Below are 25470 nucleotides of genomic sequence, written 5' to 3'. Positions count from 1 at the left end.
TGCACAGCCCTCGGACCGTGTAGCACCGCGTCCGGCCACCGGCCCACTGAATGGCCGGCGAGCGGATAAGGTCCTGAACAGATGCCTCCGGGCGTCCACGGCTGACGGTTGATTCCTCCTCCTGACTGAGTGCACGAGGCCTGCTTGGTTGATTCGGATACCACAGGCTTCATGACACCGCAGCAAACAGGACGCGTCGTCGCGACAACGGCAGGCTGGGCAACCGGCTGGTGCCGAACGTCGCCAGACACGGGGGTGGCCTTACCACCCTTTGCGCACCTTGGCACCGACCATGAGAAGTCGTGTGTGCCGAACGCCGTTTCCGGCAGCCCGGAAACCGACGGTACAACATGAAAAGAATGCTGATTAACGCGACTCAACCCGAAGAGTTGCGTGTAGCCCTGGTGGACGGCCAACGTCTCTACGACCTGGACATCGAGTCCGGGGCCCGCGAGCAGAAAAAGGCCAACATCTACAAAGGCAAGATCACCCGGATCGAACCTAGCCTCGAAGCCGCCTTCGTCGACTTCGGCTCCGAACGTCACGGCTTCCTGCCGCTGAAAGAAATCTCCCGCGAATACTTCAAGAAAGCCCCTGAAGGCCGCGTCAACATCAAGGAAGTCCTCAGCGAAGGCCAGGAGGTCATCGTCCAGGTCGAGAAGGAAGAACGCGGCAACAAAGGCGCCGCCCTGACCACCTTCATCAGCCTGGCTGGTCGCTACCTGGTATTGATGCCCAACAACCCGCGCGCCGGTGGCATCTCCCGCCGCATCGAAGGCGAAGAGCGCAACGAGCTGCGCGAAGCCCTGAACGGCCTCACCGTTCCCGGCGACATGGGCCTGATCGTGCGCACCGCCGGCCTGGGCCGCAGCAGCGAAGAAATGCAGTGGGACCTCGACTACCTGCTGCAGCTGTGGACCGCCATCAAGGAAGCGTCCCAGGATCGCGCCGCGCCTTTCCTGATCTACCAGGAAAGCAATGTCATCATCCGCGCCATCCGCGACTACCTGCGCCAGGACATCGGCGAAGTGCTGATCGACAGCATCGACGCCCAGGAAGAAGCCCTGACCTTCATTCGCCAGGTCATGCCGCAGTACGCCAGCAAGGTCAAGCTGTACGAAGACAGCGTGCCGCTGTTCAACCGTTTCCAGATCGAAAGCCAGATCGAGACCGCCTTCCAGCGCGTCGTCGACCTGCCGTCCGGCGGCTCGATCGTGATCGACCCGACCGAAGCCCTGGTGTCCATCGACATCAACTCGGCGCGCGCCACTAAAGGTAGCGACATCGAGGAAACCGCCCTGCAGACCAACCTGGAAGCGGCCGAGGAAATCGCCCGCCAACTGCGCCTGCGCGACATCGGCGGCCTGATCGTCATCGACTTCATCGACATGACCCCGGCCAAGAACCAGCGTGCCGTCGAAGAACGCGTGCGCGAATGCCTCGAAGCCGACCGCGCCCGTGTCCAGGTTGGCCGCATTTCGCGTTTCGGCCTGCTGGAAATGTCCCGTCAGCGCCTGCGTCCGTCGCTGGGCGAAAGCAGCGGTATCGTCTGCCCACGCTGCTCCGGCACCGGCATCATCCGTGACGTCGAGTCGCTGTCGCTGGCGATTCTGCGCCTGATCGAAGAAGAAGCGCTGAAAGACCGCACCGCCGAGGTTCGCGCCCAAGTGCCGATCCCGGTCGCGGCCTTCCTGCTCAACGAGAAACGCAACTCGATCACCAAGATCGAACTGCGTACCCGTGCGCGCATCATCATCCTGCCGAACGATCACCTGGAGACACCGCACTTCGAAGTCCAGCGCCTGCGCGACGACAACCCGGACGTGCTGAACAACCAGTCCAGCTACGAAATCGCCGCCGCCGAGACCGAAGAAGCGCCGCAGCCGACCGCCACCCGCACCCTGGTTCGTCAGGAAGCCGCTGTCAAGACCGCCCCGGCCCGCGCCAACGCACCGGTCCCGAGCGCTGAAGAACAGCCTGCCGCAACACCCGCCCCGGCCCCGGCCCCGAGCGCACCAGAACCAAGCCTGTTCAAAGGCCTGGTGAAGTCGCTGGTCAGCCTGTTCGCCGGCAAGGAAGAGCCTGCCGCAGCGCCAGCGGTCGCCGCCGAGAAGCCCGCTACTGAACGCCCTCAACGCAACGAAGAGCGTCGTAACGGTCGCCAGCAGAGCCGCAACCGAAACGGCCGTCGCGACGACGAACGCAAGCCGCGTGAAGAGCGTGCCGAGCGCGCCCCACGCGAAGAGCGCCAGCCGCGTGAGGAACGTGCACCGCGCGAGGAGCGTGTCGCCCGCGAAGAGCGCGCCCCACGCGAGGAGCGTCAACCACGCCAACCCCGCGAAGATCGCCGTGCCAACCGTGAAGAGCGGGTACGCGAACTGCGCGAACCGCTGGACGCCGCACCGACCGCGCGTGAAGAACGTCAGCCCCGAGAAGAACGCGCACCGCGTGAAGAGCGTGCGCCTCGCGAAGAACGTGCACCGCGTGAGGAACGCGCGCCACGTGAAGAGCGCGCTCCGCGTGAAGAACGAGCACCACGCGAAGAGCGGGCTCCGCGTGAAGAACGCGCTCCACGCGAAGAACGCGCCCCCCGTGAGGAGCGTGCGCCGCGCCCACCGCGTGAGGAGCGCCAGCCTCGCGCTAGCGAACAGGCTGCGGAGCAGGCCGAAGAGCAACTGCCGAACGAAGAGCAACTGCAGGACGAGCTGGAAGGTGCCGATGGCGAGCGCCCACGCCGCCGTTCGCGCGGTCAGCGTCGTCGCAGCAACCGCCGTGAGCGCCAGCGCAATGCCAACGGCGAGCTGATCGAAGGCAGCGAGGAAGAAGGCAGCGAAGAGCAGCCACAACAGCACCAGGCCACCGAGCTGGGTGCCGAACTGGCAGCCGGCCTGGCCGTCACCGCCGCGGTCGCCACCAGCAACATCAGCGCCACCGCCGAGGCCGAAGCCAATCAGCAGGCAGAGCGTGCCACCGCTGAAGTCGCCAGCACTGAAACCGTCGAAGCGCCTCAGGCTGCCGAGCAGGTTGAAGCAAGCGTCAAGGCTGAACAGGCTGAAGAAGTGGCGATTGCCCCTGCGGTCGAACAGCCAGTCAGCGAGCCGGTCGCTCCGGTTGAAGCCAGTGTCGAGCCGGCAGTGGAAGTCGCGCCACAGCCTGCGGTAGAAGAAGCCTCTGCGGTGGTTGTCGAAGCGCCGGCGGAAGTAGCCGCCGTTGAAGCACCTGCCGTCGAAGTCGAGCAGGCACCTGTGGTCGTTGAAGCGGCCCCGGTTGCCGAGCCCGTGGTCGAGGCCCCGGCGGTCGAAGCCCAGCCCGAAGTAGCGGCCGAGCCCGCCCCTGTGGTTTCCGAGCCAGCAGCGGCTGAAGCACCTGCTACCGTGATGCTGCCAAACGGCCGTGCACCGAACGACCCACGTGAAGTGCGCCGCCGCCGCCTCGAAGCCGAAGCAGCGGCCAAGGCTGCGCAAGAAGCGGCTGCGTCGGCTGGAGAGCCAGCGCTGGAAACCGCTGACGAGCAGAAGCCACACCACGGTTGATGCCATCGCCTGAGTGAAAAAGCCCCGCCAGTGCAAACTGGGCGGGGCTTTTTCTTGGGGAGCGTTTTGGTTTGAGGATGGATGCGCTTGTCGGAGGTTTTTCAGCGGCTTTGAGATCGAGCGCCGCCCGCGCGGCGCATCGCGAGCAAGGCTCGCTCCTACGCTTGTTTCGGGCCAATGAGTCCTGCGGGATTTGCGCGCGAGCGCTCTGTCACACGACGCAAGAAAGCGGTCACGTGCGCCTGTCACAGACATGTTTGGCCGTAAACAAGCGTAGGAGCGAGCCTTGCTCGCGATGCGCCGCGCGGGCGGCGCTCGATTTACCCACCACCTCTAAACCCAAGACAAGCGCAAGGCAACCCCAGCCCTCAGTAGAGGTTGGGCTCCATCTCCAACTCAACCCCAAACCGTTCGTAAATATCCGCTTGAATCCGTCGCGCCAGATCATGCAACTGCGCCCCACTTGCCTGGCCATGATTGACCAGCACCAGCGCCTGCAACCGATGCACGCCGGCATCCCCATCACGGTAGCCCTTCCAGCCCGCCTGTTCGATCAACCAACCCGCCGCCAGCTTGACCTGGCCATCGGCCTGGGCATACGCCACCACGCCTGGATGCTGTGCACGAATTCGCTCAGCCACCGCTGCGGGTACCACCGGGTTCTTGAAGAAGCTCCCGGCATTGCCAAGCTCGGCCGGATCAGGCAATTTCTCGCGACGAATGCTGCAGATCGCGTCGCTTATCGCTTGCGCAGTCGGCTGTTCGATGCCTTGCTCCGCCAGACGCTGGCGCACCGGGCCGTAATCCAGATGCGCCTGCAAGGCTCGGCTCAGGGCAAAGCGCACGCGCAAGATCAGCCAGCGGCCTGGGTTGCGCTTGAATACGCTGTCACGGTAGCCGAACGCGCATTCTTCCAGGGCAAAATCCCGCACCTCGCCGGTTTCCCGGTCGAGCGCGGTCAACCCAGCGAACACGTCCTTGATCTCGACGCCATAGGCACCCACGTTCTGAATTGGCGCCGCGCCAACAGTGCCGGGGATCAAGCTCAAGTTCTCAAGACCACTGAAACCCTTCGCCAACGTCGATTGCACGAAAGGATGCCAGGGCTCACCGGCCTCGGCCTCGACCACCACGCGACTGCCATCGTCCAGCAACACCCGCTGGCCGCGACTGGCCATGTGCAGCACCAGTGCGTCGATGTCGCGGGTCAGCAGCAGGTTACTGCCTCCCCCCAGAACGAACACCGGCACGTTACACTGCTGCGCCTCGGCCAACGCCGCGCGCACTTCGGCATCGCTGTGGGCCTGGACAAAATATCGTGCCTTCACGTCGATGCCGAAGGTGTTGTAGGCCTTGAGCGATACCTGCTCCTGCCAATGCGCCGTCATAACCGCCCCTTGATTTCCACGACCAGCTCGCGGCATGCCGCTTCGATCAGGTCCAGCACGCGCTCGAAACCTTCTGCCCCACCGTAGTAAGGGTCTGGCACTTCGTCGAGCTCAGCACCGTAGCGGCGCAGGAACAGGTCCAGCTCGCCTTTTGCCGTATGCGGACGCAGGGCGCGCAGGTGGCTGAGGTTGCTTTCATCCATGGCCAGAATCAGGTCGTACTCGGCGAAATGCGCCGCCTTCACCTGCTGCGCACGTTGCCGCGACAGGTCGTAGCCACGCGCCAGCGCCGCCTTGCTGGTGCGGCTGTCAGGGGCTTTGCCCACATGCCATTCAGCCGTGCCGGCCGAGGCCACGTGCACCTGGTCGGCCAGGCCAGCGGCCCGCAGTTGATGGCGTAGCACCCCTTCGGCGGTTGGCGAACGGCAGATGTTGCCCAGGCAGACGAACAGAACGCGCATCAGGCCTCCAGCAAGCGCCGGACGCGCTCCAGGTCTTCAGGGGTATCCACACCCACCGCTGGCGCTTCGATCGCATCTTCGACGTGAATACGCACGCCATGCCACAGGGCGCGCAGCTGTTCCAGTGCCTCGGTCTGCTCAAGCCAGCATGGGCCCCAGCTGACGAAGTCCTGGAGGAAGCCCACGCGGTAGGCGTACATGCCAATATGGCGGCGGTAAGGCACGCTCTCGGGCAGTCGATCGCGGTCCTTGGCGAAAGCATCGCGAGCCCACGGCAGTGGCGCGCGGCTGAACGTGAGGGCCAGCCCGTTCTTGTCGCTGACCACCTTGACCGCGTTGGGATTGAACACCGCCTGCGGCTCGTGGATCGGCTCTGCCAGGGTGGCAATGCCCGCTTCCGGATGGGCCGCCAGGTTAGCCGCCACCTGGTCGATGATCACCGGGGGAATCAGCGGCTCGTCGCCTTGCACGTTGACCACGATGGCATCGGCAGGCAGTCCCAGGTGGGCCGCCACTTCGGCCAGACGGTCGGTGCCGGACTCGTGGTCGGCACGGGTCATCAGCACTTCGGCGCCGAATGCCTGGCAGGCTTCGACGATACTGCTGTCGTCGGTGGCGATCACCACGCGGTTGGCACCGCTCTTGCGGGCCTGTTCCCAGACGTGCTGGATCATCGGCTTGCCGGCGATCGGCAACAGCGGTTTGCCCGGAAGGCGCGTGGAGCGCAGGCGGGCCGGAATGACCACGGTGAAGTTCAGGCTCATTTGTCCAGACGCTCGTCGTCGGTCAGGGTGCGAGCCTCGCTCTCCAGCATAACCGGGATGCCATCGCGGATCGGGTAGGCAAGGCCTGCACCTTTGCTGATCAGCTCGGTCTTGTCGGCGCTGAGCTTGAGCGGGCCCTTGGTGATCGGGCAAGCCAGGATGTCGAGCAGTTTGGTGTCCATGGAAAGCGTCCTTGAGGCCAGGTGGCCGTGTGTTGAATAAGGGCTCAGGGCTGGGGCAGCAAGCGCTGCAGCTGGCCGTCGAACCAGCCGACGAACGCTGGCGAGGGCTGCGCCTCGACGGTGAGGTACCACCAGTCATCCGCTGCGAAGGCCCGGCATTTGACCGCATCTTTCTCGGTCATGACCAGCGGCAACGGCGGGCTGAAGGCCAGGCTTTCAGCGCTGAACTGCGCGTGGTCAGCGAAAGGATGCGGCACCGGCTGCCAGTTTAGCCCTAGGAGGGTGTTGAAGAAACGTTGGGGGTTGCCGATGCCCGCCACGGCGTGCAGTGCCTGGCCGGCAGGGAAATGGTCCAGCGCACGACGCTCGCCACTGCGCAGGTTGACCAGCGCAGAGGGCTGCAGGCTGAAGGCGAAACCACCCTCGCGGTCAGCGCTGGCGCCGTTGAGCAGCACCGCATCGGCCGCCTGCAGGCGCTCGGCTGGCTCGCGCAAGGGCCCAGCCGGCAAGCAGCGGCCATTGCCCAGGCCACGGGCGGCGTCGATCAGCACCAGTTCCAGGTCGCGGGCAAGGCGGTAGTGCTGCATGCCGTCGTCGCACAGGATCAGGTCCAGTGGTTCGCTGGCCAGCAGCGCCTGCACGGCGCGGGAGCGGTCTGGGTCGATCATCAACGGCACGCCTGTGCGCTGGACGATCAGCAACGGCTCGTCGCCGGCCTGTTCGGCACTGTGCTCGGCGCTGACGCGCCACGGCAACTGCGGCGGCTTGGCGCCATAGCCACGGCTGACCACGCCGACCTTGAGCCCGCGCTGGCGGCAGTGGTCGATCAACCACAGAATCATCGGTGTCTTACCGGTACCGCCGACGGTGATGTTGCCCACCACGATGACCGGCACCGGCGCACGGTAGCTGGGGCTTTCGCCGCTGAGAAATCGCGCGCGCTTGCCCACCACCACACGCCGGTACAAGGCTTCGAGCGGGCGCAGCAGGGCCAGGGCCGGGTGCCCGGCATACCAGGCCGCGAGCAGACGGTCAGCGAAGGCCATCAAGGCGTCCCCTGGGCAGCCTCGACAGTGGTCATGCGCAGGTGGCTGAAACCGAGCTTACCGGCAGCATCCATCGCAGTGACCACGGCCTGGTGCGGGGTTTTGCCATCGGCGCTAATGGCCAGTGGCAACGTAGTGTCACCACCGGATTCGCGCTCGATGGCCTCGGTCAGGGTGGCCAGGTCGCTCTTGGGCAGCAGGTGGTTGTTCACCGAGTACACGCCATCGGCACTGATGGTGATTTCCACCAGTTTGTCCTGGTCGGCTGGTGGCTGCTCTGCACTGGCGGCCTCGGGCAGTTCGACCCGCAACTGGGTTTCGCGGGTGAAGGTGGTGGTGACGACGAAGAACAGCAGCAGCACGAACACCACGTCGATCAGCGACGCGAGGTTGATGTCGACGTTCTCCCGCTGGCGATTGCGCCGGAACTTCACGCCTTGCCTCCAGCCACTTCCACTTCGCGGTCGCCCTGGATCACTTCCACCAGCTTGATCGCTTCCTGCTCCATGCCGACCACCAGCTCATCGATGCGGCGCAGCAGGAAGCGATGGAAGAACACTGCCGGAATACCGACCATCAGGCCCGCAGCGGTGGTGACCAGGGCCTTGGAGATCCCCCCGGCCAACACGGCAGCATTGGCGGTCATCTGCGAGCCCATGAAGGCACTGAAGATGTCGATCATGCCCAACACGGTGCCCAGCAGGCCGAGCAGCGGAGCCATGGCGGCGATGGTGCCCAAGGTGCTGATGTAGCGCTCCAGTTCGTGGATGACGCGCGAGGCGGCTTCCTCGATGCACTCTTTCATGATTTCGCGGCCATGGCGGGAGTTGGCCAGGCCTGCGGCGAGGATTTCACCCAGCGGCGAGTCGGCGCGCAAGGCCTTGAGCTTGTCACTGGTAAGCTGTTTGTCCTTGATCCAGATCCACACCTGGCCCAACAGGTGCGGCGGAGTGACACGGCTGGCGCGCAGGGTCCACAGGCGCTCGACGACGATAGCCATGGCGGCGATGGAGCTCAGAATGATCGGCAGCATCATCCAACCGCCGGACTTGACCAATTCCCACACAGTAAACGCCCCTTCGGAAAAAGGCCGCCACTCTACCATAGGACCGGAGGGGGCTCATCTGCCGGAGGTCAGGGAATTGTGCCGACGGCACTGGCCCTATCGCCGCCAAGCCGTCTCCCACAGGCATCAGCGCGGTACCTGGCTGGATGGCGAGGGGGCTGCCGCACGCCAGAAACGCCGCTGCGCACGCAGGCCCTCTACCCCACCGCGATGCCCCAGGCGCAAGCGCAATGCCCCCTCCACCGCCGTATCATGGATCACCACGCCATGGCGCCGGTAGCGTTCGATCACCTGCGGGTGCGGATGGCCAAACCCATTGTTGCGCCCTCGCGAAATCAACACGCCACGCGGCTTGGTGGCCTTGATGAAAGCCTCGGTGGACGACGTGCGGCTACCGTGATGGGGCGATTGCAACCAGTCGATGTCGGGCTGCTCGCTGGCGGCCAGCCAGGCACGCTCGGCACCCGCCTCCATGTCACCCGCCAAAAGCAGCCGCTCGCCTTGCGCCTCGACCAGTAGCACGCAAGAGCGGTCATTGCTGCCTTGCGCCTCGGGCCATCGCCACAGCGAAAAGCGCACGCCATCCCATTCCCAGCGCTCATCGCTGACGCAGGGCTGCGCTCCAGACAGCGCCTGTGCCTCTCCCGCCAGCAGGCGCCCGATGGGCAACCCGCGCGCCACAGCCTGCGCGCCACCGGCGTGGTCGGCATGGGCATGGCTGATCAGCATCATGTCCAGGCGGCTCACCCCCAGCTTGCGCAGGGTCGGCAGCACCACCCATTCACCCAGGTCGCTGTCACCGCGTGCCGGCCCTGCATCGTACAGAAGGCTGTGGGTTCGGGTTCGCAGCAGTACCGCCAACCCTTGGCCGACATCCAATTGCCAGACCTCCACCTGCCCCTGCGGCACCTGCTCTGGCGGTACCCACAAGGCCAGCAGCATCAACCCACCCAAGCCACGCAGTGGCACGCCTCTGGGCAACAACACCAGCAGTGCCCCGCCCGCCACCAACAGCCATGCCCACAGGGGCAATGCAGCGGGCATCCAGGCAGAACGCCAACCCGCCACCTTGCCCAAAAGCCAGAAGAGCAGCTCCAACAAGCCACCCGCCAGCCACAGCAAGCCCTCGCCCACACTGCCCAATGGCAGCAGCAGCGTGCCGAGCAACGCCAGCGGCAACACCGTCAGGCTGATCAAGGGCACTGCAAAGAGGTTGGCCAGGGGCGCACTCAGGCTGACCGGCAGCCCTGTGGCGAGCAACACTGGCAGCAGGCCAATGGCGATTACCCACTGCGCACGGGTCCAGGCTTGCCAGGGTCGCCAGCCACCCAGACGTGCGCTGAAGCAGTAAATGAGTACGGCCACCGCGGCGAAAGACAACCAGAACCCGGGCAACAACGCAGCCAATGGCTCGAACAACAGCACCGCGATGAGCGCCAACAGCAAGGGTATCCCGGAACCGATGTGGCGGAAGCGCAGGCGCCAGGCCAGTACCACGGCCAACATCAAACAGGCTCGCTGCACCGGCACGCCCCACCCCGCCAGCCCGCCATACCCCAGCGCCGCCGCCATGGCCAGGCCACAGGCCCACGGCAGCCAAGGCTGGCGATGAGGCCAGAGCCCCCAGCGCGCCAGCCCGGCGACCAACCCGTACAGCAGGCCGGCCACCAGACCGATGTGTTGCCCGGAGATGACCAGCAAGTGCACCGTGCCCGTGGCCTGCAAGGTTTGCCAATCGTCCCGGGCCAATGCCGCTCCATCGCCCAACACCAAGGCAACCAGCGCGGCTTCACGGCCCTGTGCCTGGACCGCGAGCAGCCGCTGACGCAGTTGGTCGCGCCAACTGCCCGCTACGGACGACAGCTTCTCGCCGGCCTTGACCGTGCCGGTTGCGCCGATCCGTCGGGCCAACAGGCTTGCCTCGCGGTCCGGGCCATGGGGGTTGAGCAAGCCTGTCGGACGCTGCAAGGTCACGGCCAGACGCCAGTGTTCGCCCGCGCGCAGCGGCGGACCGTCGAACCAGCTCAGTTGCAGACGGGTCGGTAACTCGGCTCGGCGCGAGAGTGGCTGCGACAACTCAAAACGCACGCCTTGCGCGGTGCGAGTCGGCAACCCGACCACCCTGCCCTCCAGCCATAACGTACGGCCATCGAGCTGCGGCGCCAACCGATCATCCAGGGCCTGCTGGGCCGACCAGCAGGCCCAGCACACGCCCAGCAGAAAACAGGCGACCGGCCACCACCGAACACACAGGCAGCCCAAGCCACAGCACAGCAACAGCAATAGCCAGCCGACCGACGGCAAGGCCGGCAGAAACCCCAGGCACAACAGCCCAATGGCGAGCGCAAGCATCCCTTTGCGCATGAGATAGAGCTCCAGAAGCGAAAATACCTTCTGAGGCATAGACGAATTGGCGCCTGAGCTTGCTCAACAATTGTCACAAACTCTGAACAAGGCAGAGATGGAATCAGGGCATACTGCCTTCATCAACGCCCCGGGAGCCTACATGCCGCGCCGACTTTTCAAACGCTACATGCCGGACCCGACCAGCATTCGGGAACACAAGTCCTTACGCTTTTTCGGCAAGCTGCTGCATGACCCGAACCTCTGGCACCTGAACCGCCACTCGGTGGCGCGGGCCATGGGGGTTGGCCTGTTCGCGGCGCTCATTCCCATTCCCATGCAAATGCTGCTGGCAGCCAGCCTGGCCATTCCGGTGCGCGGCAACCTGCCGATCGCGGTCAGCCTGGTGTGGCTGACCAACCCGCTGACCATGCCGCCGGTGTTCTTCGTCACCTACATGACCGGTGCCTGGTTGCTGCAGACACCGGCACGCACGCTGCCCGACGACCTGACCTTCGAATGGATCACCGACCAGCTGTCGACCCTCTGGCAGCCCTTCCTGCTGGGTTCGGTGGTATGCGGAATCGTCCTCGGCATCCTTGCCTACTTCACCACCATGGCCTACTGGCGCTGGTGGGTGGGCCGGCAGTGGCGCCGCCGCCAATGCCGGTGCAAGGCCTCAGGCGCGCATGCCGCGGCCGCTGACCAGCAGGCGAACGCACACCACGTAGAGCACTGCGGTGGCGACCAGCATGAAGGTGATCGCCGTGCCAATGCTGATGTCCGACACCCCTAGGATGCCGTAGCGGAACGAGTTGACCATGTGCAGCACCGGGTTGGCCAGCGACACGGTCTGCCAGAACGGCGGTAGCAGGTTGATGGAGTAGAACACCCCACCCAGGTAGGTCAGCGGCGTCAGCACGAAGGTCGGGATGATCGAGATATCGTCGAAGTTGCGCGCAAACACCGCATTGACGAAGCCCAGCAGCGAGAAGATGGTCGCGGTCAGCAACACCACCACCACCGTCACCCCCAAGTGATGGACCTGCAAATGGGTGAAGAACAACGACAGGATGGTCACGATCACACCCACTGCCAGGCCCCGCAGCACGCCACCCAGCACGTAGCCGACCAGAATGGTGTGCGGCGAAACCGGCGACACCATCAGCTCTTCGATGGAACGCTGGAACTTGCTGCCGAAGAAGCTCGACACCACGTTGCCGTAGGAGTTGGTGATCACCGACATCATGATCAAGCCCGGGACGATGTACTCCATGTAGGTGAACCCGCCCATGTCGCCGATCTGCCGACCGATCAGGTTACCGAAGATAACGAAGTACAGGACCATGGTGATCGCAGGCGGCAGCAGGGTCTGCGGCCAGATGCGCAGGAAGCGCCGTACTTCGCGGTAGACGATGGTGTTCAGGGCGACCCAGTTGGTGCGCAGTTCCACACTCATACGGCCACCTTCGACAGGTTCTTTTCCACCAGGGACACGAACAGCTCCTCGAGTCGGTTGGTCTTGTTGCGCAGGCTCTGCACCTCGATGTTCTGCAGCGCCAGCTGGCCGAACAGCGCGGTGATGCCAATATCCTTGTCCACCTGCACCTCCAGGGTGTGCGGGGTCAGCAAGCGGCAGGGGTATCCTTGCAATGTCGGTGCGCTGGCCAGGTCTTGCTTGAGGTCCAGCACGAAAGTCTCGACGTGCAGCTTGCCCAGCAACTGGCGCATGCTGGTGTTCTCGACGATGGTGCCGTGGTCGATGATGCCGATGTTGCGGCACAGCTGCTCGGCTTCTTCGAGGTAGTGAGTGGTCAGGATGATGGTGATGCCCTTCTGGTTGAGCTCGGTGAGGAAGCTCCACATCGAGCGGCGCAGCTCGATGTCCACACCTGCGGTCGGCTCGTCGAGAATCAGCAGACGCGGCTCATGGATCAACGCGCGGGCGATCATCAGACGGCGCTTCATGCCGCCGGACAGCGAACGCGACTGCACGTCACGCTTGTCCCACAACCCCAGTTGGGTCAGGTACTTTTCGGCGCGCTCCTTGGCCACCTTGGGCGGGATGCCGTAGTAACCGGCCTGGGTCACGACAATGTCGAAGGTCTTTTCGAACTGGTTGAAGTTGAATTCCTGGGGGACCACGCCCAGGCAGCGCTTGAGCGCCGCTGGCTCGCGGTCCAGGTCATGGCCGAACACGCTCACCGTGCCACTGGTCTTGTTGACCAGGGTCGAGAGGATGCCAATGGTGGTGGACTTGCCAGCACCGTTGGGGCCAAGCAAGGCGAAGAAGTCACCTTCGGCGACGTCAAGGTCGATGCCCTTGAGGGCCTGGAAGCCGTTGCCGTAGGTCTTGGTCAGCTGTCGGATGGACAGGGCGGAACTCATAGCGGGTCACGTACCGAGTGAAAAGGTCAGGACACGCCAGGGCAGGTCACTGGCGCAGTGAGTGCGGCCATGGTGCAAGGCCTGGCCGCACAAGTACAGTCATGTCTATTGATAGTGACTATCGAAGCGGCATCAAGTCAGCGCAGTCATCACCGCGGCCTGGTAGGCGGGCCGCTGTTTCAGGCGCGCGTACCAAGCCTCCAGATGGCGCATTTCCGGGCGCTCGATAGGCATTTCGAACCAGGCATAGATGAAGCAACCCAGTGGGATGTCACCCATGCCGATCTGGTCACCGGACAGGTATGGCTGGTGGGCCAGGGTCTGGTCGGCGATCGACAGCAGTTCGGCACATTGCTTGTGCGCCGCATTGATCGCCACCCAGTCGCGCTGGTCTTCGGGGGTGCGCAGCAGGCCCCAGAACAATGGGCGGAACGGGCCGGCGAAGGATGAGGTGGTCCAGTCCATCCATTTGTCCGCCAGGGCGCGCTGGTGCGGGTCGTCCAGGTACCAGCCCTGCTCTGCACCGTATTCTGCGCACAGGTAGCGGACGATGGCGTTGGATTCCCACAGGGTCAGGTCGCCGTCTTCGAGCAGGGGCACCAGGCCATTGGGGTTGCGAGCCCGGTAGTGCGGCTCGTTGACCACGCCGAAGGCACCGCCGGCATCGATGGACTCGAAATCAAGGCCCAGCTCATGGGCGATCCACAGCGCCTTGCGCACATTGCTCGAATTCTTGCGGCCCCAGATCTTCAGCATGGCAACGTCCTTATGAATGCGGGAGGGGCACAGTCTACTCCAGACCTTCGCCGCCTGTACCGGCCCTTTTGCGGGTAAACCCGCTCCTACAGGATCGCCCCAACCTTCAGGCCATCGATATTCCTCTAGGAGCGGGTTTACCCGCGAAAGAGCCGGCACAGGCAAACAAACAACTGAAACTCCCACCGCCACACCCTGTCACTGTTGTGAACCTGTCGTTCACAGCGATGCGTCTAAGCTATCTGGGACGGCTCAAGCCCCTGGTTCCAAGGAGGACCGATTATGTTGCTGTTGTGGTTGGTGGTGCTGGTGATCGGCGCAGCGTACCTCACGCATCGGCGCTTGGCGCCCTTGCAGATTCTCGGCACCATGGCGGCCTATGTGCTGCTGATGAGCATTTTCAGCAGCGCACCTGGCTGGCTGCTGGCGCTACTGTGGATCGTGCTGGCCCTGAAGACTGCCCTGGTTGCACTGCCGGAATGGCGGCGCAAGGTATTCACCGGCCCGGTGTTCAAATGGTTCAAACGGACCCTGCCGCCGATGTCGCAGACCGAACGCGAAGCCATCGAAGCCGGCACCGTCTGGTGGGACGGCGAACTGTTCAGCGGCCGCCCCGACTGGGGCACCCTGCTTGCCTACCCAGCGCCCAGGTTGACCGAAGAAGAACAGGCATTCATCGATGGCCCTGCCGAAACGCTTTGCGCCATGGTCAGCGACTGGCAGATCGGTCAGGACATGGACCTGCCGCCCCAAGCCTGGCAGTACATCAAGGAACAGGGCTTCTTCGCCCTGATCATCCCCAAGGAATACGGCGGCAAAGGCTTCTCGGCCTACGCCCACTCGCAGGTAGCCATGAAGCTCGCCACCCGCAGCGGCGACCTGGCCTCGACGGTGATGGTGCCCAACTCGCTGGGCCCCGCCGAACTGCTGCTGCATTACGGCACCGACGAGCAACGCAACCACTACCTGCCGCGCCTGGCACGCGGCGACGAGATCCCATGCTTCGCCCTCACCGGCCCGCTGGCCGGCTCCGATGCCGGCGCGATGCCCGACACCGGCATCATCTGCAAAGGCCAGTGGAACGGCGAAGAAGTGCTCGGCCTGCGCCTGAACTGGGAGAAGCGCTACATCACCCTCGGCCCCGTCGCGACGTTGCTTGGGCTGGCATTCAAGGCCTATGACCCGGACCATCTATTGGGTGAAGAGACAGCACTGGGCATCAGCCTGGCCCTGATCCCCACCGACACCGCTGGGGTCGAAATCGGCAGACGCCACCTGCCTCTGGGCGCTGCCTTCATGAACGGCCCCAATAGCGGCAAGGATGTGTTCGTACCGCTGGACTTCCTGATCGGCGGCCAGGCCATGCTCGGCAAGGGCTGGATGATGCTGATGAACTGCCTGTCGGTGGGCCGCTCGATCTCGCTGCCGGCCGTTGGCACCGGTGCGGCCAAGTACACCAGCCTGGTCACCGGCCAGTACGCCAACATTCGCGAACAGTTCAACGTGCCATTGGCAGCCTTCGAGGGCATTCAGGCGTCGCTGGCGCGCATTGGCGGCAACGCCTGGCTGATGGACAGTGCCCGACTGCTGACAGCAAAGGCCGTGGACCTGGGGGAAAAACCCTCGGTGCTGTCGGCGATCCTCAAGTACCACCTGACCGAGCGTGGCCGCGAATGCATCCAGCACGCCATGGACGTGCACGGTGGCAAGGGCATCATCATGGGGCCGAACAATTACCTGGGCCGCAACTGGCAAGGGGCGCCGATCTTCATCACCGTCGAAGGCGCCAACATCCTTTCGCGCAACCTGATGATCTTCGGTCAGGGCGCCATTCGCTGCCACCCGTTCGTGCTCAAGGAGATGGCCCTGGCCGGCCGGGAAGACAGTGACCAGGCACTGAAGGAATTCGACGACCTGCTGATGAAACACATCCTGTTCGCCGCCGGCAACGCCGCCAGTACGCTGATACTCGGGCTGGGGCTAGGGCGCCTGGAGAAAGTACCGGGCGATACGTTGAGCCAGGGCTACTTCCGCGCCCTCAATCGCCAGGCTGCCGCCTTTGCTCTACTGGCGGACCTGTCGATGATGCTGCTTGGCGGTGCGCTCAAGCGCCGCGAACGCCTGAGTGCACGCCTGGGCGATGTGCTGAGCTACCTGTATCTGTCCAGCGCCGCACTCAAGCGCTACCACGACCTGGGTTCGCCAGGACACATGCAGCCCTTGCTGCGCTGGGCCATGGAAGAAAGCCTGGGCCAGGCCGAGGAAGCCCTGGATCAGTTGCTCGACAACTTCCCTAACCGGTTTGTCGGCTGCGCGCTGCGCGTGCTGGTGTTCCCGTTCGGCCGCCGTCATACAGGGCCGAGCGATGAATTGGATGCCGAAGTGGCGGCACTGATCGGGCGCAGCAAAGGCGACCCGGCGCTGGAAGCGTTGTTGGCCGGCTGCTTCCGACCACACGCCAAAGACGACCCTGTGGCAGCACTGCAGCGGGCCTGTGATCTACTTGATGAAGTAGGGCCATTGCGCAAGGTGCTGCATCAGGCAATCAAGGAGGGAAAGGTGCAAACGGCGCTCGGTCAATCGGTGATCGACGCGGCAGTCGAATGCGGCGTGCTTCAACCCGGCTCGGCACAACGGCTGCGCGAAGCAGAGCAAGCCTGCCGCGCAGTGATTGATGTGGACGCTTTCGACAAGGGGCAGTTGCTACCGCAAGCGGGTAAGGTGCGCTAGGCGATAACCCCATTCAGGTGCCAGGGCGGCGCTTGGCCAAGAGGCAGCGTCATCCGCGTGCCTCCCCGGCACGCCCCCGCACCTTGCAATCACCGATACTCATATGCCGGGGTGAGATCCGTTCAGGCGCTGGGCGGCGAGCTGGAAAGTCTGACGTAACAATCGATTTGATGGTCCGCCAGGACATCAGCCTGACGGGAAGGTCCGGCCTTTTTTGCAATCACCTCCACACCTAGCGCCTCACTGATGAAATCGCCAACGGCATAGGTGTTCAAGAGATAGCTGTATTCGGTACGGTTAAGCGACGCGGGTCTGTGAGTGGTACGCAGTGTAATGGAGGATAGGACAGTCCAGTCGTCTGGGGCTGGTCTGTAGACCAACTTGATGGTCGTGGCAGAAGGGATGTCACTCATCTCGATTTTGCTGTGGTTGGCGACAATTGTCTTGCTGACGCTTTCGCCGCTTCCTTCTGCCGGCAAGTTGAGTCCAACGCTATCGTTGCTGCCATTCCAGAAGATGATAGAACCGCTCTGCTTTAGGGTGTTGTCGTTTGCCATGGTGCTGATCTCGCGCAGAAAATTGTATGCCCTCGACACCGGCCATCACCTGTTGAAGGACCGCATCGTTGACTCAGGCTTGAATCTAAATCAGCGGCGACAGGCACGCACCTGGCAGAAATGATAGGTCGGCACACATCATGGGCAGACAGGCGGCTGGTCCGGCGGACGTTCCACAATAGGCCTACAACCGGCGTATACTTCTGCCTTGTTTGAATTACCCTCAAGGATCACACGATGGCCAACCCCCACCTGGAATACCACCTGCAACTGCTGCATCACCTGCGCACCATCTTGGTGGCACTGGGTGAGGCCGAGCAGGTACCGGAGGAAAGCCACGGCCTGTTCCTCGAACGCTTCGACGAACTGCTGACCCTGCTGCCGAAAGACCCGTTGCAAAGCCAGTACCTGGGCCAGGACCTGATCTGCCAGGTGATCCAGCGCTACCCGCAAATTGCTCACCTGGTTCCGCGCGACCTGTTGTGGTTCTTCGGCGGCGACTGCCTGCACTTCATGCCTGACCCAGAGCTGGAGCTTTACCAACAGCTGGAAGAACGCCGTTACGAGGCTGAACAGAACGGCGAAGCCTTTGACTGGAACCAGCATAAGCAGTTGCTGAGCCAAGCTGGCGGGAACCTCCAACACTGAGTCTGTGCATCTAACCACGTCGACCGACCGGCGTGGTTCGCTGCGCCGTCCCGGTTTTTGTCCATCGCTCCTGCATCCATTGTTGAATTGCCCTACAGCCTCGGCCCGCCTCCCCTGAATATCCTGCCGACCGAACATTCAGATGCATGTTCGAACGCCTCCCAACACCAGGATATAAACAATGAAACGGACCCTTATCGCTCTCGCCATGAGCCTGGCGAGCACTGCAGCATTTGCAAACACTGGCAACATCAACTTCCACGGCACCATCACCCCAGGCGGTACCTGCCCTATCGAAGTGGTCGAACCGGGCACTGGCGGTGGTCTGCCTCGCGTCGTGATCGGTAGCTATCACCCAAGTTTCTTCGACAAGGTCGGCAAGCAAACACGCCCTATTCCGTTCGCCCTGCGCCTTACCCCTGGTACTTGCACCATCGCCGCTGGCGAACAGGGCTATGTCACCTTCTCGGCGATCTACGGCCCCGAAGGCACCGACCTCTACGCACTGCGCCCAGGCGGCACCAGCGGGCTGGCACTGGCCATTCAGGACAAGAGCCTGACCAACCTGGCCCCGGACAAGGAATCGGTCGCCTACCTGCTCGATGTTGCAAAACCCACCGACATGCTGTTCTACGCCATGTATCAGTCCACCGCAGCTACCGTAACTGAAGGCGACGCGGCATCGGAAGTCACCTTCCTCGTGGACATCAAGTAATCCGTTGCACTCCAGGCGCGTCCGCGAATGCACCTGGAGTCCCCTGCGAAATGCAGCAGAGAGACATGCCCATGCCCCGCCCCAACTCCTTTGCCTCCAGGCTTGCCATGGCAATCGGCACCTGCTTTGCCTTGCTCGTCCAAGCCAGCGCCCACGCTGCCCTGACCATCAGCTCTACCCGAGTGATCCAGCCCAGCGACCGTCAAAGCACCAGCATCGTGGTCGCCAACCCCAGCCAACGCCCTTACGCGGCCCAGGCCTGGATCAATACCGAGGCCGACGACAGCACCACCGCAGTCCCCCTGATCGCTTCACCTGCCCTGTTCCGCATCGATCCGACCGGCGAACAGACGGTTCAACTCAACCGCCTGCCCAATGATCTGCCCAACGACCGTGAGTCGGTGTTCTACTTCAATCTGCAGGAAATTCCGCAGGCAGACGATAAGCCGAGCAATAGCCTGACCATCGCCCTGCGGACCCGCATCAAGGTCTTCTACCGCCCCACCCAACTCAAGGGCCGTCCACAAGACTACCTGCAAAGCCTGGCCTGGTCGGTGCAAACGCTGGACGGCAAGCCTCACCTGGTGGTCGACAACCCATCTCCGTACTACTTCACCTTCAACCAGCTCACCTTGCACAGCGCCAAGGGCAGCGAAAAAATCGATGCCAGGAAGATGGCTATCCCCATGGGCAGACAAACCTACCCACTCAAAGCTGCAACCGTGCAGGACGGCCTGAAGGTCCAGTTCACAACCATCAATGACTACGGCGGCCTCACGCCCGAATTGTCGCGCCCAGTGGGGCGCCTGTGAATGCACTCAAGGGATCAGCTTGGGGCTGTAGAGCGGGAAGTCGACCCATGTGGTACCGCCGTCAAAACTGACCTGGACATGGAAGGTGAACGCCTCGCCTCTGCGCAGCGTTTCAAGATAGGCCCTGGGCAGGGTCACTTCCTTGTTCGCGCCAATGCCCTGCCTTACTTGCGCCTGCGTGACTGCATGGGCGGTCAGGACATTGTAGGGGCGCGCATCCGCCCCACTCTGAAGCACCCCGGTCACCGTGATGTTGACCCGCTGCCCTACGGCAATCCCCCTCCATGTCCCCAGGCTGACAGGCACCTGCTGTGGCGCTGAGCCGAGGCTGAAGCCGCTGGAATTGGCCCCTTCGAGCGCGACTCTGGGCAATCCCCCCGTAGCAAATTCGATCACTTTCAGGCTGCATGGCACACTTGCGAAATCTTGTTTTCCATCGTTCACCACATATCTGACTTCCAGCGTGCGCTTGCTGTACGCCAATACATTAGGCTCTGGAATCAAAAACCGGTCATTCGTTCCCGGTTGCGGCTCGGACGAGGTGTAGTAACCATGGTCACCCGGCGCCCCCCACTGCACGGTGATCCGCTCGTCCGGATAGATCACCGCATCTGCCGGTACGATGACCACCAACGGGTCGGCATAATCATCCAACCTCATGGAAAGGTCGCCCTCGGCACCAACGGCCTGGGGCACCTCGATCCACGGCAGGCTTCTGGGAATGGGCGTGGCATCCACCTCCAGCACTGCCGGCCTGGAGCGCGCACTGAGGTTACCCGCACGGTCGCGAATCTGGTAATGAACATAGCGCTGCCCATCGCCGCGGGCCCTGACATCATCCCCTGGTATCGACAGGTAAATCGTCTTGTCAAGGTCTTGCCTGGTGACAATGCGCTCACTTAGCCGATCATTGGCGAACGGCTGATCATCCCAATACAAGGTGATGACATCACCCACAGCGGGCGCATCGTAAGGGGGCAACTCAGCAAGTACAACATCCTCGTGCTGCTCCAGATAGCGCGCCGTTAACCCTTCGCGCAGGACCGCCTCATCGAAAAGCAGAAGTCCCTCAGCACTGCCGAGCACTGGCGGCACTTTGTCTATCGTCACTATCAACACTTGGGAAGGTGTAATGACACTATTGAAACCCTGCACCTCGTACGATACTTCTGCCCGGCCATGCTGCAGTACGGAAACCGGGGCCTCAACGAACAGGTCCGCTTCGGCAATCGGAGCCTCCCATCGCTTTTCATCAACCAGCGCATCGTTCCAGTACAGCCGAAGCATTTCCGGGGTGGCCGGTGTCGGGTTGGAGATCGGCCACATGGGCACTGTAATCTTCAAGGGCTGACCTAGGATTGAAAGCGGCAGCAGGTTTGGCTCGCCGTCAGGAATATCCTCCAACGCATCTGGCGCGTCTGGCGGGGCAAGCAACTTGGTCTGGAAAAAGCCAGGCCACAGTGCGCTCAGCCAACCCAGCGCCCGCTTTAGAATCATGCGCATTACACCACCCTCTTTTTGCCAGCCACAAAAAAGGAAGGCCCAGGCCTTCCTTCGTCTTGATACTTACCAGCTGTAATGGAGCCCTACATTCGCCCCCCACGGCTGTTCGATCTTCTCCCCGTTGGAGTAGTCGAAGTCGGCATGCAGCTGCATGCGATCATTCAGATTGATGGCGACGCCCATTCCCAGTTCTGCCCGTGACCCTGACAAGTCGTTGTCGAACCGATGGTCATTCACCTTCACTTCATTGTTGCGAATGAACTCATGCACGTAGGCAAGCCGTACATAAGGCTGGACCTGCTGGCCATTACCAAGCTGCAGAGTACGCCCGACAGTTGCCCCCGCCTTGCCCAGCACCGACCGCGCATCATCACCACGCGCTTGCAGCCCATTGTCCAGGTGATAGTCCTTTCCCTGGATCGATACCACCGACCATTGGGTATAGGGCTCCACGAAGTAGCCTTGGCCCAGGTCGATATTGCGCCCGAATTCAGCAGAGGCACCCACGCCCACGTTGTTGAAATCGCCCTTGCTGCGCTTGCCGTCGCTCATTTCGACCTTGGCGCTGTTATCGAAGCGGTTGGCTTTCACCACGCCGTCGAAGTAGTAACCGCTCTGGGCATCCAGCCAAGTGGTATAGAGCCCGACGTAATAACTTTTGACCTCGGCAGAACTCCCACGGATCAGGTCCAGGTCCGACGAACTGTGACCCGCCATCACCCCGACCAGCCACTGGCCATCGCCAACCGGCAGCGGCGCATCGGCACCGATCGAAAAGCCGCGCTGAACTTGGCTATAGGGGCTGCCGGCACTGTCCGATACGTTGTACTTGTTGCCGTAGGCGCGCATCCAGGCGCCCGATTTACGTTCATCCAGGCGCAACTCGCCCATGCGGCTGCGCAGCGTCGTCAACTCGCCGTACCATACGGTGGGTGCAGTATTGAACAGCGCCAACGCCGATGCGGTACCAGGGCTGATGATCTTGCGCGAACCGTCAAGGTACCAATCACCCCCTTGCTGCAACAGTTCGTATGAGAAGGCCCCCAGATCCACCACCCCGCCGAGCAGGGAGAAACTGGCATCGCCAGCTGCGGTATGCACCAAGTGAATCCGGTTTTCAGTCAGCGGGTCCGCACCACTGCTGCTCACAAGCAGGCTATGGGTGCCGCTGGCGTTACCTACATCGAGGAAGTCGGACTCACCCGTACTGAAATCGGCATCCATGACAAAAGTACCGTTACCGGCCAGCGTGCCGAGTGTGAGCCGCTGAAATTGCCCAGGTTCGCCAAAATTGACTACACCACCGTCGAGCGCCAGGCTGCCGACCTGGCTGTCCTCCACCATGTTCCAACGTGCCTGGTTGCTCAAGCTCAACCCAGCCACGTTCTCCAGCCTGCCGGTCAGGCTGGCCTGGTTGTCCAGCATCAACGAGGCCGTAGAACCCGCTTCGACTCGTACGTCCCCCACCAAGTGGCTGTTGTCTACGGTCATGTTGGCGTCCGACCCGCCGACCACATCAAGCAGGACGCCATTGCTCGCCACCAGGCTGGTACCGCCAGCAACGATGATGTCTGCCTTTGCCGGGCCGATCAGCGGATTGCCCACCACAATTGCCGAGCCGTCCTTGCCCTCAACTGTGGAGCCCACCAAATTAACCTTGGCAGGCCCGGTAAAGGCGGAGTCCGCCAGCACGCGCAAGCCATCGCTGCCTCCCACTATCGTGCTGTCTTGCGCGATCAACTCGGCATTACCAAACAGTTGGGCTGCCGTTGCCGTGCCACTGCCTACCAAGGTGCTGCGTTGCAACGTCAAACGTGAAGCGGCAGACACCAGCGCCCCGGCATTGCCCCCCTCGACATAGCTATCAGTCACAACAGCCGAAGCGCCTTCGGTGTCATTACGCTGCAAACGCAAGCCAAAACGATCGCTGACCACTCGTGAATTACCCGCTACATTGGCGGACGCCCCCGCTACCAGGGCAACGCCATCAGCCCTCGATGCCTCAACCGTGCTCGCCTGCATGTTCAGTTGAGCACCTGCACCAACATTGACCTCACGCAGGGATGCACCTGTCGCATTGAGACGGGCATTGGCGCTCAGACGGTAGCTGTCGAGCGGGGTAGTACTGTCGATGTCATACGTACCCTCAACAACAGTCACTGCTGCGGCAAAAGGGCTGGCCAGCAATAGTAACGGTGCCATGCGAACAGCATGTGCCATAGGACTCAGAAAGAAATTTCGTATTTTCCCCATCTAACTCATGACCTCATTCATGTCGAAATATCAAACAATCACCGACAAGGCTACCGAGGGATTTCCCAAATTCCTGTAGGAAAACCCCTCAAACAGCACATGAAGATCTCAACCGCTCGCAAATTACCCCACGGCCATGAGGTTTCGCTCAAGGCCTGAGCGGGCAGCTAGTTACCGCGTCATGCATGGCAACAATTTCTTCCACTTGTTTTGACACAATTGGCTTGCCGTCCAGATCAAAACTGTAAGTAACACGCCCGCGCCCCAGATGAAGCGTGGCGCTGTAGTCAAAGATTGGAAGGATGTAGTCTGTGTAGGGTTGCACACGCCATACAAATTCGTCGAGATCGGCTTCTTTAAGCTCGACGGGGTCATCGAATACGGTCTCTTCGATTTTTTCTTCGCCGGTCATACCATGTACTGCATACCAATGAAACGTCACGGTATCCCCGGCCTTCAAGCCGTAACCACGCAGGTCTTTCACCAAAACCCGGATGGCCGGGTCCAGTGGGTTTGGATTGGCATCGTCATACAAGGCATTACAAGTTAGCCAACCTACGGGAACTTCCGTGTTCCCGCCGAGGAATTCTGGAGCCTCCGGGCGCAAGATAATCGCTTCAACATTTACAATGGTCGCGGTGGACTTGGCGCGATTAGGTACGCCTGGGCGTTCGACCACGTAATGCACGGGTATTTGCCCGTTATTCCGCACCTCAATGTAGGACCAGGGAATGGCCTCCGTTATTTCCGCCCCCACCTCCGTAGTTATAATCGTATGGTCGGCCTCTGGAATATGAACGCCTTCCCAATAAAACTTTATGACATCATTTTCTCTCAAACTTGCATCAACGACCACTTTGACAATGCCATCTTCACCCTCATCAGCGGGAGCCAAATGGTTGTCGACATTTGAATTCTTTCCTAACACTTTAACCTTGGGCAACCTTGGGTTAACCGGATCTGGCCATTCAGGGTCGACAATTGGGTCCACAGGCCCCACAACTTCCAAGTTGACCTGTACATCAATAGCCTTGCGGCCCTGCGCGACCGTCCCCCGGCGCAACGCATAACTGACATTGGTTACTTTTTCACCCGTGGTGGTGGCGCCATACTGATCCCATAACTGCCCACCCGACAGTGTAAATTCCAATGGCCATTTCGGGGCACTACCAATTTCCCGCCAGCCCAGCTCCAGCCCGCCCCAGGTAACTTGCACCCAGTCCGTGGGTTTCCAATTGCCAAACAGTGGAATCTCGACTGCCACACCCGTCCAGGCATCTTCCTGATCAATCAGTCCGTCGTCATCCGCCAAGGGTACCTCAGGGTCCTTGAGCCCACTGGGCAAAGGGCCTATAGCCACACCCACAGGTAAAGGCATCGAGAGTCGGCTGATATTACCAGCCTTGTCGACCAGTACATAAAGCACATAAACGCCACCGTCACCGATTGCTTCGACTGCAGCCTTTGGCACCGTCAATGGTTTCGGTAACGTATCGACCTTTTCAGTAACAACCGGCGCCACCAAAGCAGGATCATCCGGCACATAGTTTAACCAGTAAACGTAGACCGTATCACCTGCAGCATGAGTGTCATATTCAGGCAACGTGATAACAACGTTATCAATATTACTATCCGTGACATCATAGCCCAACGCAGGCATGGCCGCAGGCGTGGCATTGCCATAGGGAGGGGTACGGTCAAATATCAACTCCAACGGTTCAGAGGCTGTCGGATTCGTAGCATTGAACGGAGCGACCTTGTAACTGAAGGTTTGCCTACCATCTACCCAGTTTTCGATATTGTCTTTAGTGATCACAAACGTCACAGGAAACGAGGTGACATCTGATCCCGTGTACTGCTCACTCGACAACAACGTCTCTGTACCATTTACACTTGTGTGGTAGATTTCAAGCGTATCGTAATAACCCGCCGGCACCGACCCTAGCATAGGCCAGGCGTCAACGGTAATAGCAAGAGACTTCGAAGGGTCAGTCAAAATTGCGCTAAACACCGTGCCATCTGTCTCGTCCGCCAACAGTGCCCGGTCAATGCCGGGCTTTGCAAGCGTGGCAACCGTGCGCTTTTTTGCCCTGCCCTGCCTGACTTCTTGACGCACTTTCTCAGCCGCTAAGTAGATTCCGCTTTCTTTGCTCATGGTCTCACCTGTCATGGTCGACGCCAGTCATTAAATACAGCACCCATAGCCGAGCATGCATTTAATCACTGATTGACCACCCCCAAAACTGGCATTTTTATCAGTTGACAATACGGCTCCTGAATTAAAATAAAAAAGGCCTGCACGCGTGCAGGCCCTGGCCTTTGCCG

At 61.8% G+C, this 25470-nt stretch carries 20 protein-coding genes and 1 pseudogene; 6 read left to right on the top strand and 15 right to left on the bottom strand.

The genetic code is table 11. The features are described from left to right. Positions 1-350: 350 nt before the first annotated feature. Positions 351-3533 (top strand): ribonuclease E, encoded by a 3183-nt coding sequence (gene rne / locus IF103_RS07115; RefSeq protein ID WP_202675985.1) that lies wholly within the window; start codon positions 351-353, stop codon positions 3531-3533. A gap of 368 nt (positions 3534-3901) precedes the next feature. Here the strand turns inward: rne and murB are convergent, their stop codons facing one another. The 8 genes from murB to IF103_RS07075 form a co-directional block, all read right to left on the bottom strand. Next, positions 3902-4921 (bottom strand): UDP-N-acetylmuramate dehydrogenase, encoded by a 1020-nt coding sequence (gene murB, locus IF103_RS07110; protein ID WP_202675984.1) that lies wholly within the window; start codon positions 4919-4921, stop codon positions 3902-3904. After that, positions 4918-5382, bottom strand: coding sequence for a low molecular weight protein-tyrosine-phosphatase (locus IF103_RS07105; protein WP_104882033.1), 465 nt, complete (start codon positions 5380-5382; stop codon positions 4918-4920). Before IF103_RS07105 ends, murB begins: the two co-directional genes overlap by 4 nt. Beyond that, positions 5382-6146, bottom strand: coding sequence for a 3-deoxy-manno-octulosonate cytidylyltransferase (gene kdsB, locus IF103_RS07100; protein WP_202675983.1), 765 nt, complete (start codon positions 6144-6146; stop codon positions 5382-5384). Before kdsB ends, IF103_RS07105 begins: the two co-directional genes overlap by 1 nt. Then, positions 6143-6328 carry a Trm112 family protein gene (locus tag IF103_RS07095; protein ID WP_003247142.1) on the bottom strand — a complete coding sequence of 62 codons (186 nt, stop codon included), beginning with the start codon at positions 6326-6328 and terminating at the stop codon, positions 6143-6145. Before IF103_RS07095 ends, kdsB begins: the two co-directional genes overlap by 4 nt. 44 nt (positions 6329-6372) lie before the next feature. Then, complete coding sequence (gene lpxK / locus IF103_RS07090; protein ID WP_023379396.1) at positions 6373-7374, bottom strand: tetraacyldisaccharide 4'-kinase; 1002 nt, start codon at positions 7372-7374, stop codon at positions 6373-6375. Further along, entirely contained in the window at positions 7374-7808 is a 435-nt protein-coding gene (pocB, locus tag IF103_RS07085; protein ID WP_023379395.1) for a flagellar polar localization protein PocB, read from the bottom strand. Before pocB ends, lpxK begins: the two co-directional genes overlap by 1 nt. Further along, positions 7805-8440 carry a flagellar polar localization protein PocA gene (gene pocA, locus IF103_RS07080; protein ID WP_023379394.1) on the bottom strand — a complete coding sequence of 212 codons (636 nt, stop codon included), beginning with the start codon at positions 8438-8440 and terminating at the stop codon, positions 7805-7807. Before pocA ends, pocB begins: the two co-directional genes overlap by 4 nt. Positions 8441-8566: 126 nt before the next feature. Further along, entirely contained in the window at positions 8567-10804 is a 2238-nt protein-coding gene (locus tag IF103_RS07075) for a DNA internalization-related competence protein ComEC/Rec2 (protein ID WP_202675982.1), read from the bottom strand. 142 nt (positions 10805-10946) lie between these two features. Between IF103_RS07075 and IF103_RS07070 the strand changes: the two are divergent. After that, a pseudogene (locus IF103_RS07070) lies at positions 10947-11453 on the top strand (DUF2062 domain-containing protein); the annotation flags it as partial. Positions 11454-11462: 9 nt separating this feature from the next. Here IF103_RS07070 and IF103_RS07065 read toward each other — a convergent pair. The 3 genes from IF103_RS07065 to IF103_RS07055 all read right to left on the bottom strand — a co-directional run bounded on the left by IF103_RS07065 (position 11463) and on the right by IF103_RS07055 (position 13927). Continuing rightward, entirely contained in the window at positions 11463-12242 is a 780-nt protein-coding gene (locus IF103_RS07065) for an ABC transporter permease (protein WP_023379390.1), read from the bottom strand. Continuing rightward, complete coding sequence (locus tag IF103_RS07060; protein WP_023379389.1) at positions 12239-13171, bottom strand: ABC transporter ATP-binding protein; 933 nt, start codon at positions 13169-13171, stop codon at positions 12239-12241. The genes IF103_RS07065 and IF103_RS07060 overlap by 4 nt, the downstream gene beginning before the upstream one ends. 132 nt (positions 13172-13303) lie before the next feature. Beyond that, positions 13304-13927 carry a glutathione S-transferase gene (locus IF103_RS07055; protein ID WP_023379388.1) on the bottom strand — a complete coding sequence of 208 codons (624 nt, stop codon included), beginning with the start codon at positions 13925-13927 and terminating at the stop codon, positions 13304-13306. A 282-nt stretch (positions 13928-14209) separates the two neighbouring features. Between IF103_RS07055 and IF103_RS07050 the strand changes: the two genes are divergently transcribed. After that, entirely contained in the window at positions 14210-16657 is a 2448-nt protein-coding gene (locus tag IF103_RS07050) for an acyl-CoA dehydrogenase (protein ID WP_202675981.1), read from the top strand. A 122-nt stretch (positions 16658-16779) separates the two neighbouring features. Here the strand turns inward: IF103_RS07050 and IF103_RS07045 are convergent, their stop codons facing one another. After that, positions 16780-17214, bottom strand: coding sequence for a hypothetical protein (locus IF103_RS07045; RefSeq protein WP_104882381.1), 435 nt, complete (start codon positions 17212-17214; stop codon positions 16780-16782). Positions 17215-17451: 237 nt separating this feature from the next. Between IF103_RS07045 and IF103_RS07040 the strand changes: the two genes are divergently transcribed. From IF103_RS07040 to IF103_RS07030, 3 genes are all read left to right on the top strand, one after another. After that, the gene (locus IF103_RS07040; protein ID WP_023379385.1) at positions 17452-17862 is read left to right on the top strand and encodes a PA2817 family protein; all 411 of its coding nucleotides are present in this window, start codon (positions 17452-17454) and stop codon (positions 17860-17862) included. Positions 17863-18043: 181 nt separating this feature from the next. Beyond that, entirely contained in the window at positions 18044-18577 is a 534-nt protein-coding gene (locus tag IF103_RS07035; RefSeq protein WP_023379384.1) for a fimbrial protein, read from the top strand. Positions 18578-18648: 71 nt separating this feature from the next. After that, complete coding sequence (locus IF103_RS07030) at positions 18649-19389, top strand: fimbrial biogenesis chaperone (RefSeq protein ID WP_084212800.1); 741 nt, start codon at positions 18649-18651, stop codon at positions 19387-19389. 6 nt (positions 19390-19395) lie between these two features. Here IF103_RS07030 and IF103_RS07025 read toward each other — a convergent pair whose 3' ends face one another. The 3 genes from IF103_RS07025 to IF103_RS07015 all read right to left on the bottom strand — a co-directional run bounded on the left by IF103_RS07025 (position 19396) and on the right by IF103_RS07015 (position 25300). After that, complete coding sequence (locus IF103_RS07025; protein ID WP_023379382.1) at positions 19396-20892, bottom strand: hypothetical protein; 1497 nt, start codon at positions 20890-20892, stop codon at positions 19396-19398. A gap of 63 nt (positions 20893-20955) precedes the next feature. Next, complete coding sequence (locus tag IF103_RS07020) at positions 20956-23094, bottom strand: autotransporter outer membrane beta-barrel domain-containing protein (RefSeq protein ID WP_252189431.1); 2139 nt, start codon at positions 23092-23094, stop codon at positions 20956-20958. Between the two features lie 199 nt (positions 23095-23293). After that, positions 23294-25300, bottom strand: coding sequence for a hypothetical protein (locus tag IF103_RS07015; RefSeq protein WP_202675979.1), 2007 nt, complete (start codon positions 25298-25300; stop codon positions 23294-23296). Positions 25301-25470 lie beyond the last annotated feature (170 nt).

The sequence above is a fragment of the Pseudomonas sp. SK2 genome (assembly GCF_016772395.1).
Classification (GTDB): domain Bacteria; phylum Pseudomonadota; class Gammaproteobacteria; order Pseudomonadales; family Pseudomonadaceae; genus Aquipseudomonas; species Aquipseudomonas taiwanensis.
The sequence above is the reverse complement of the archived record's forward strand: the minus strand, read 5'-3'. Positions and strand labels throughout refer to the sequence as shown.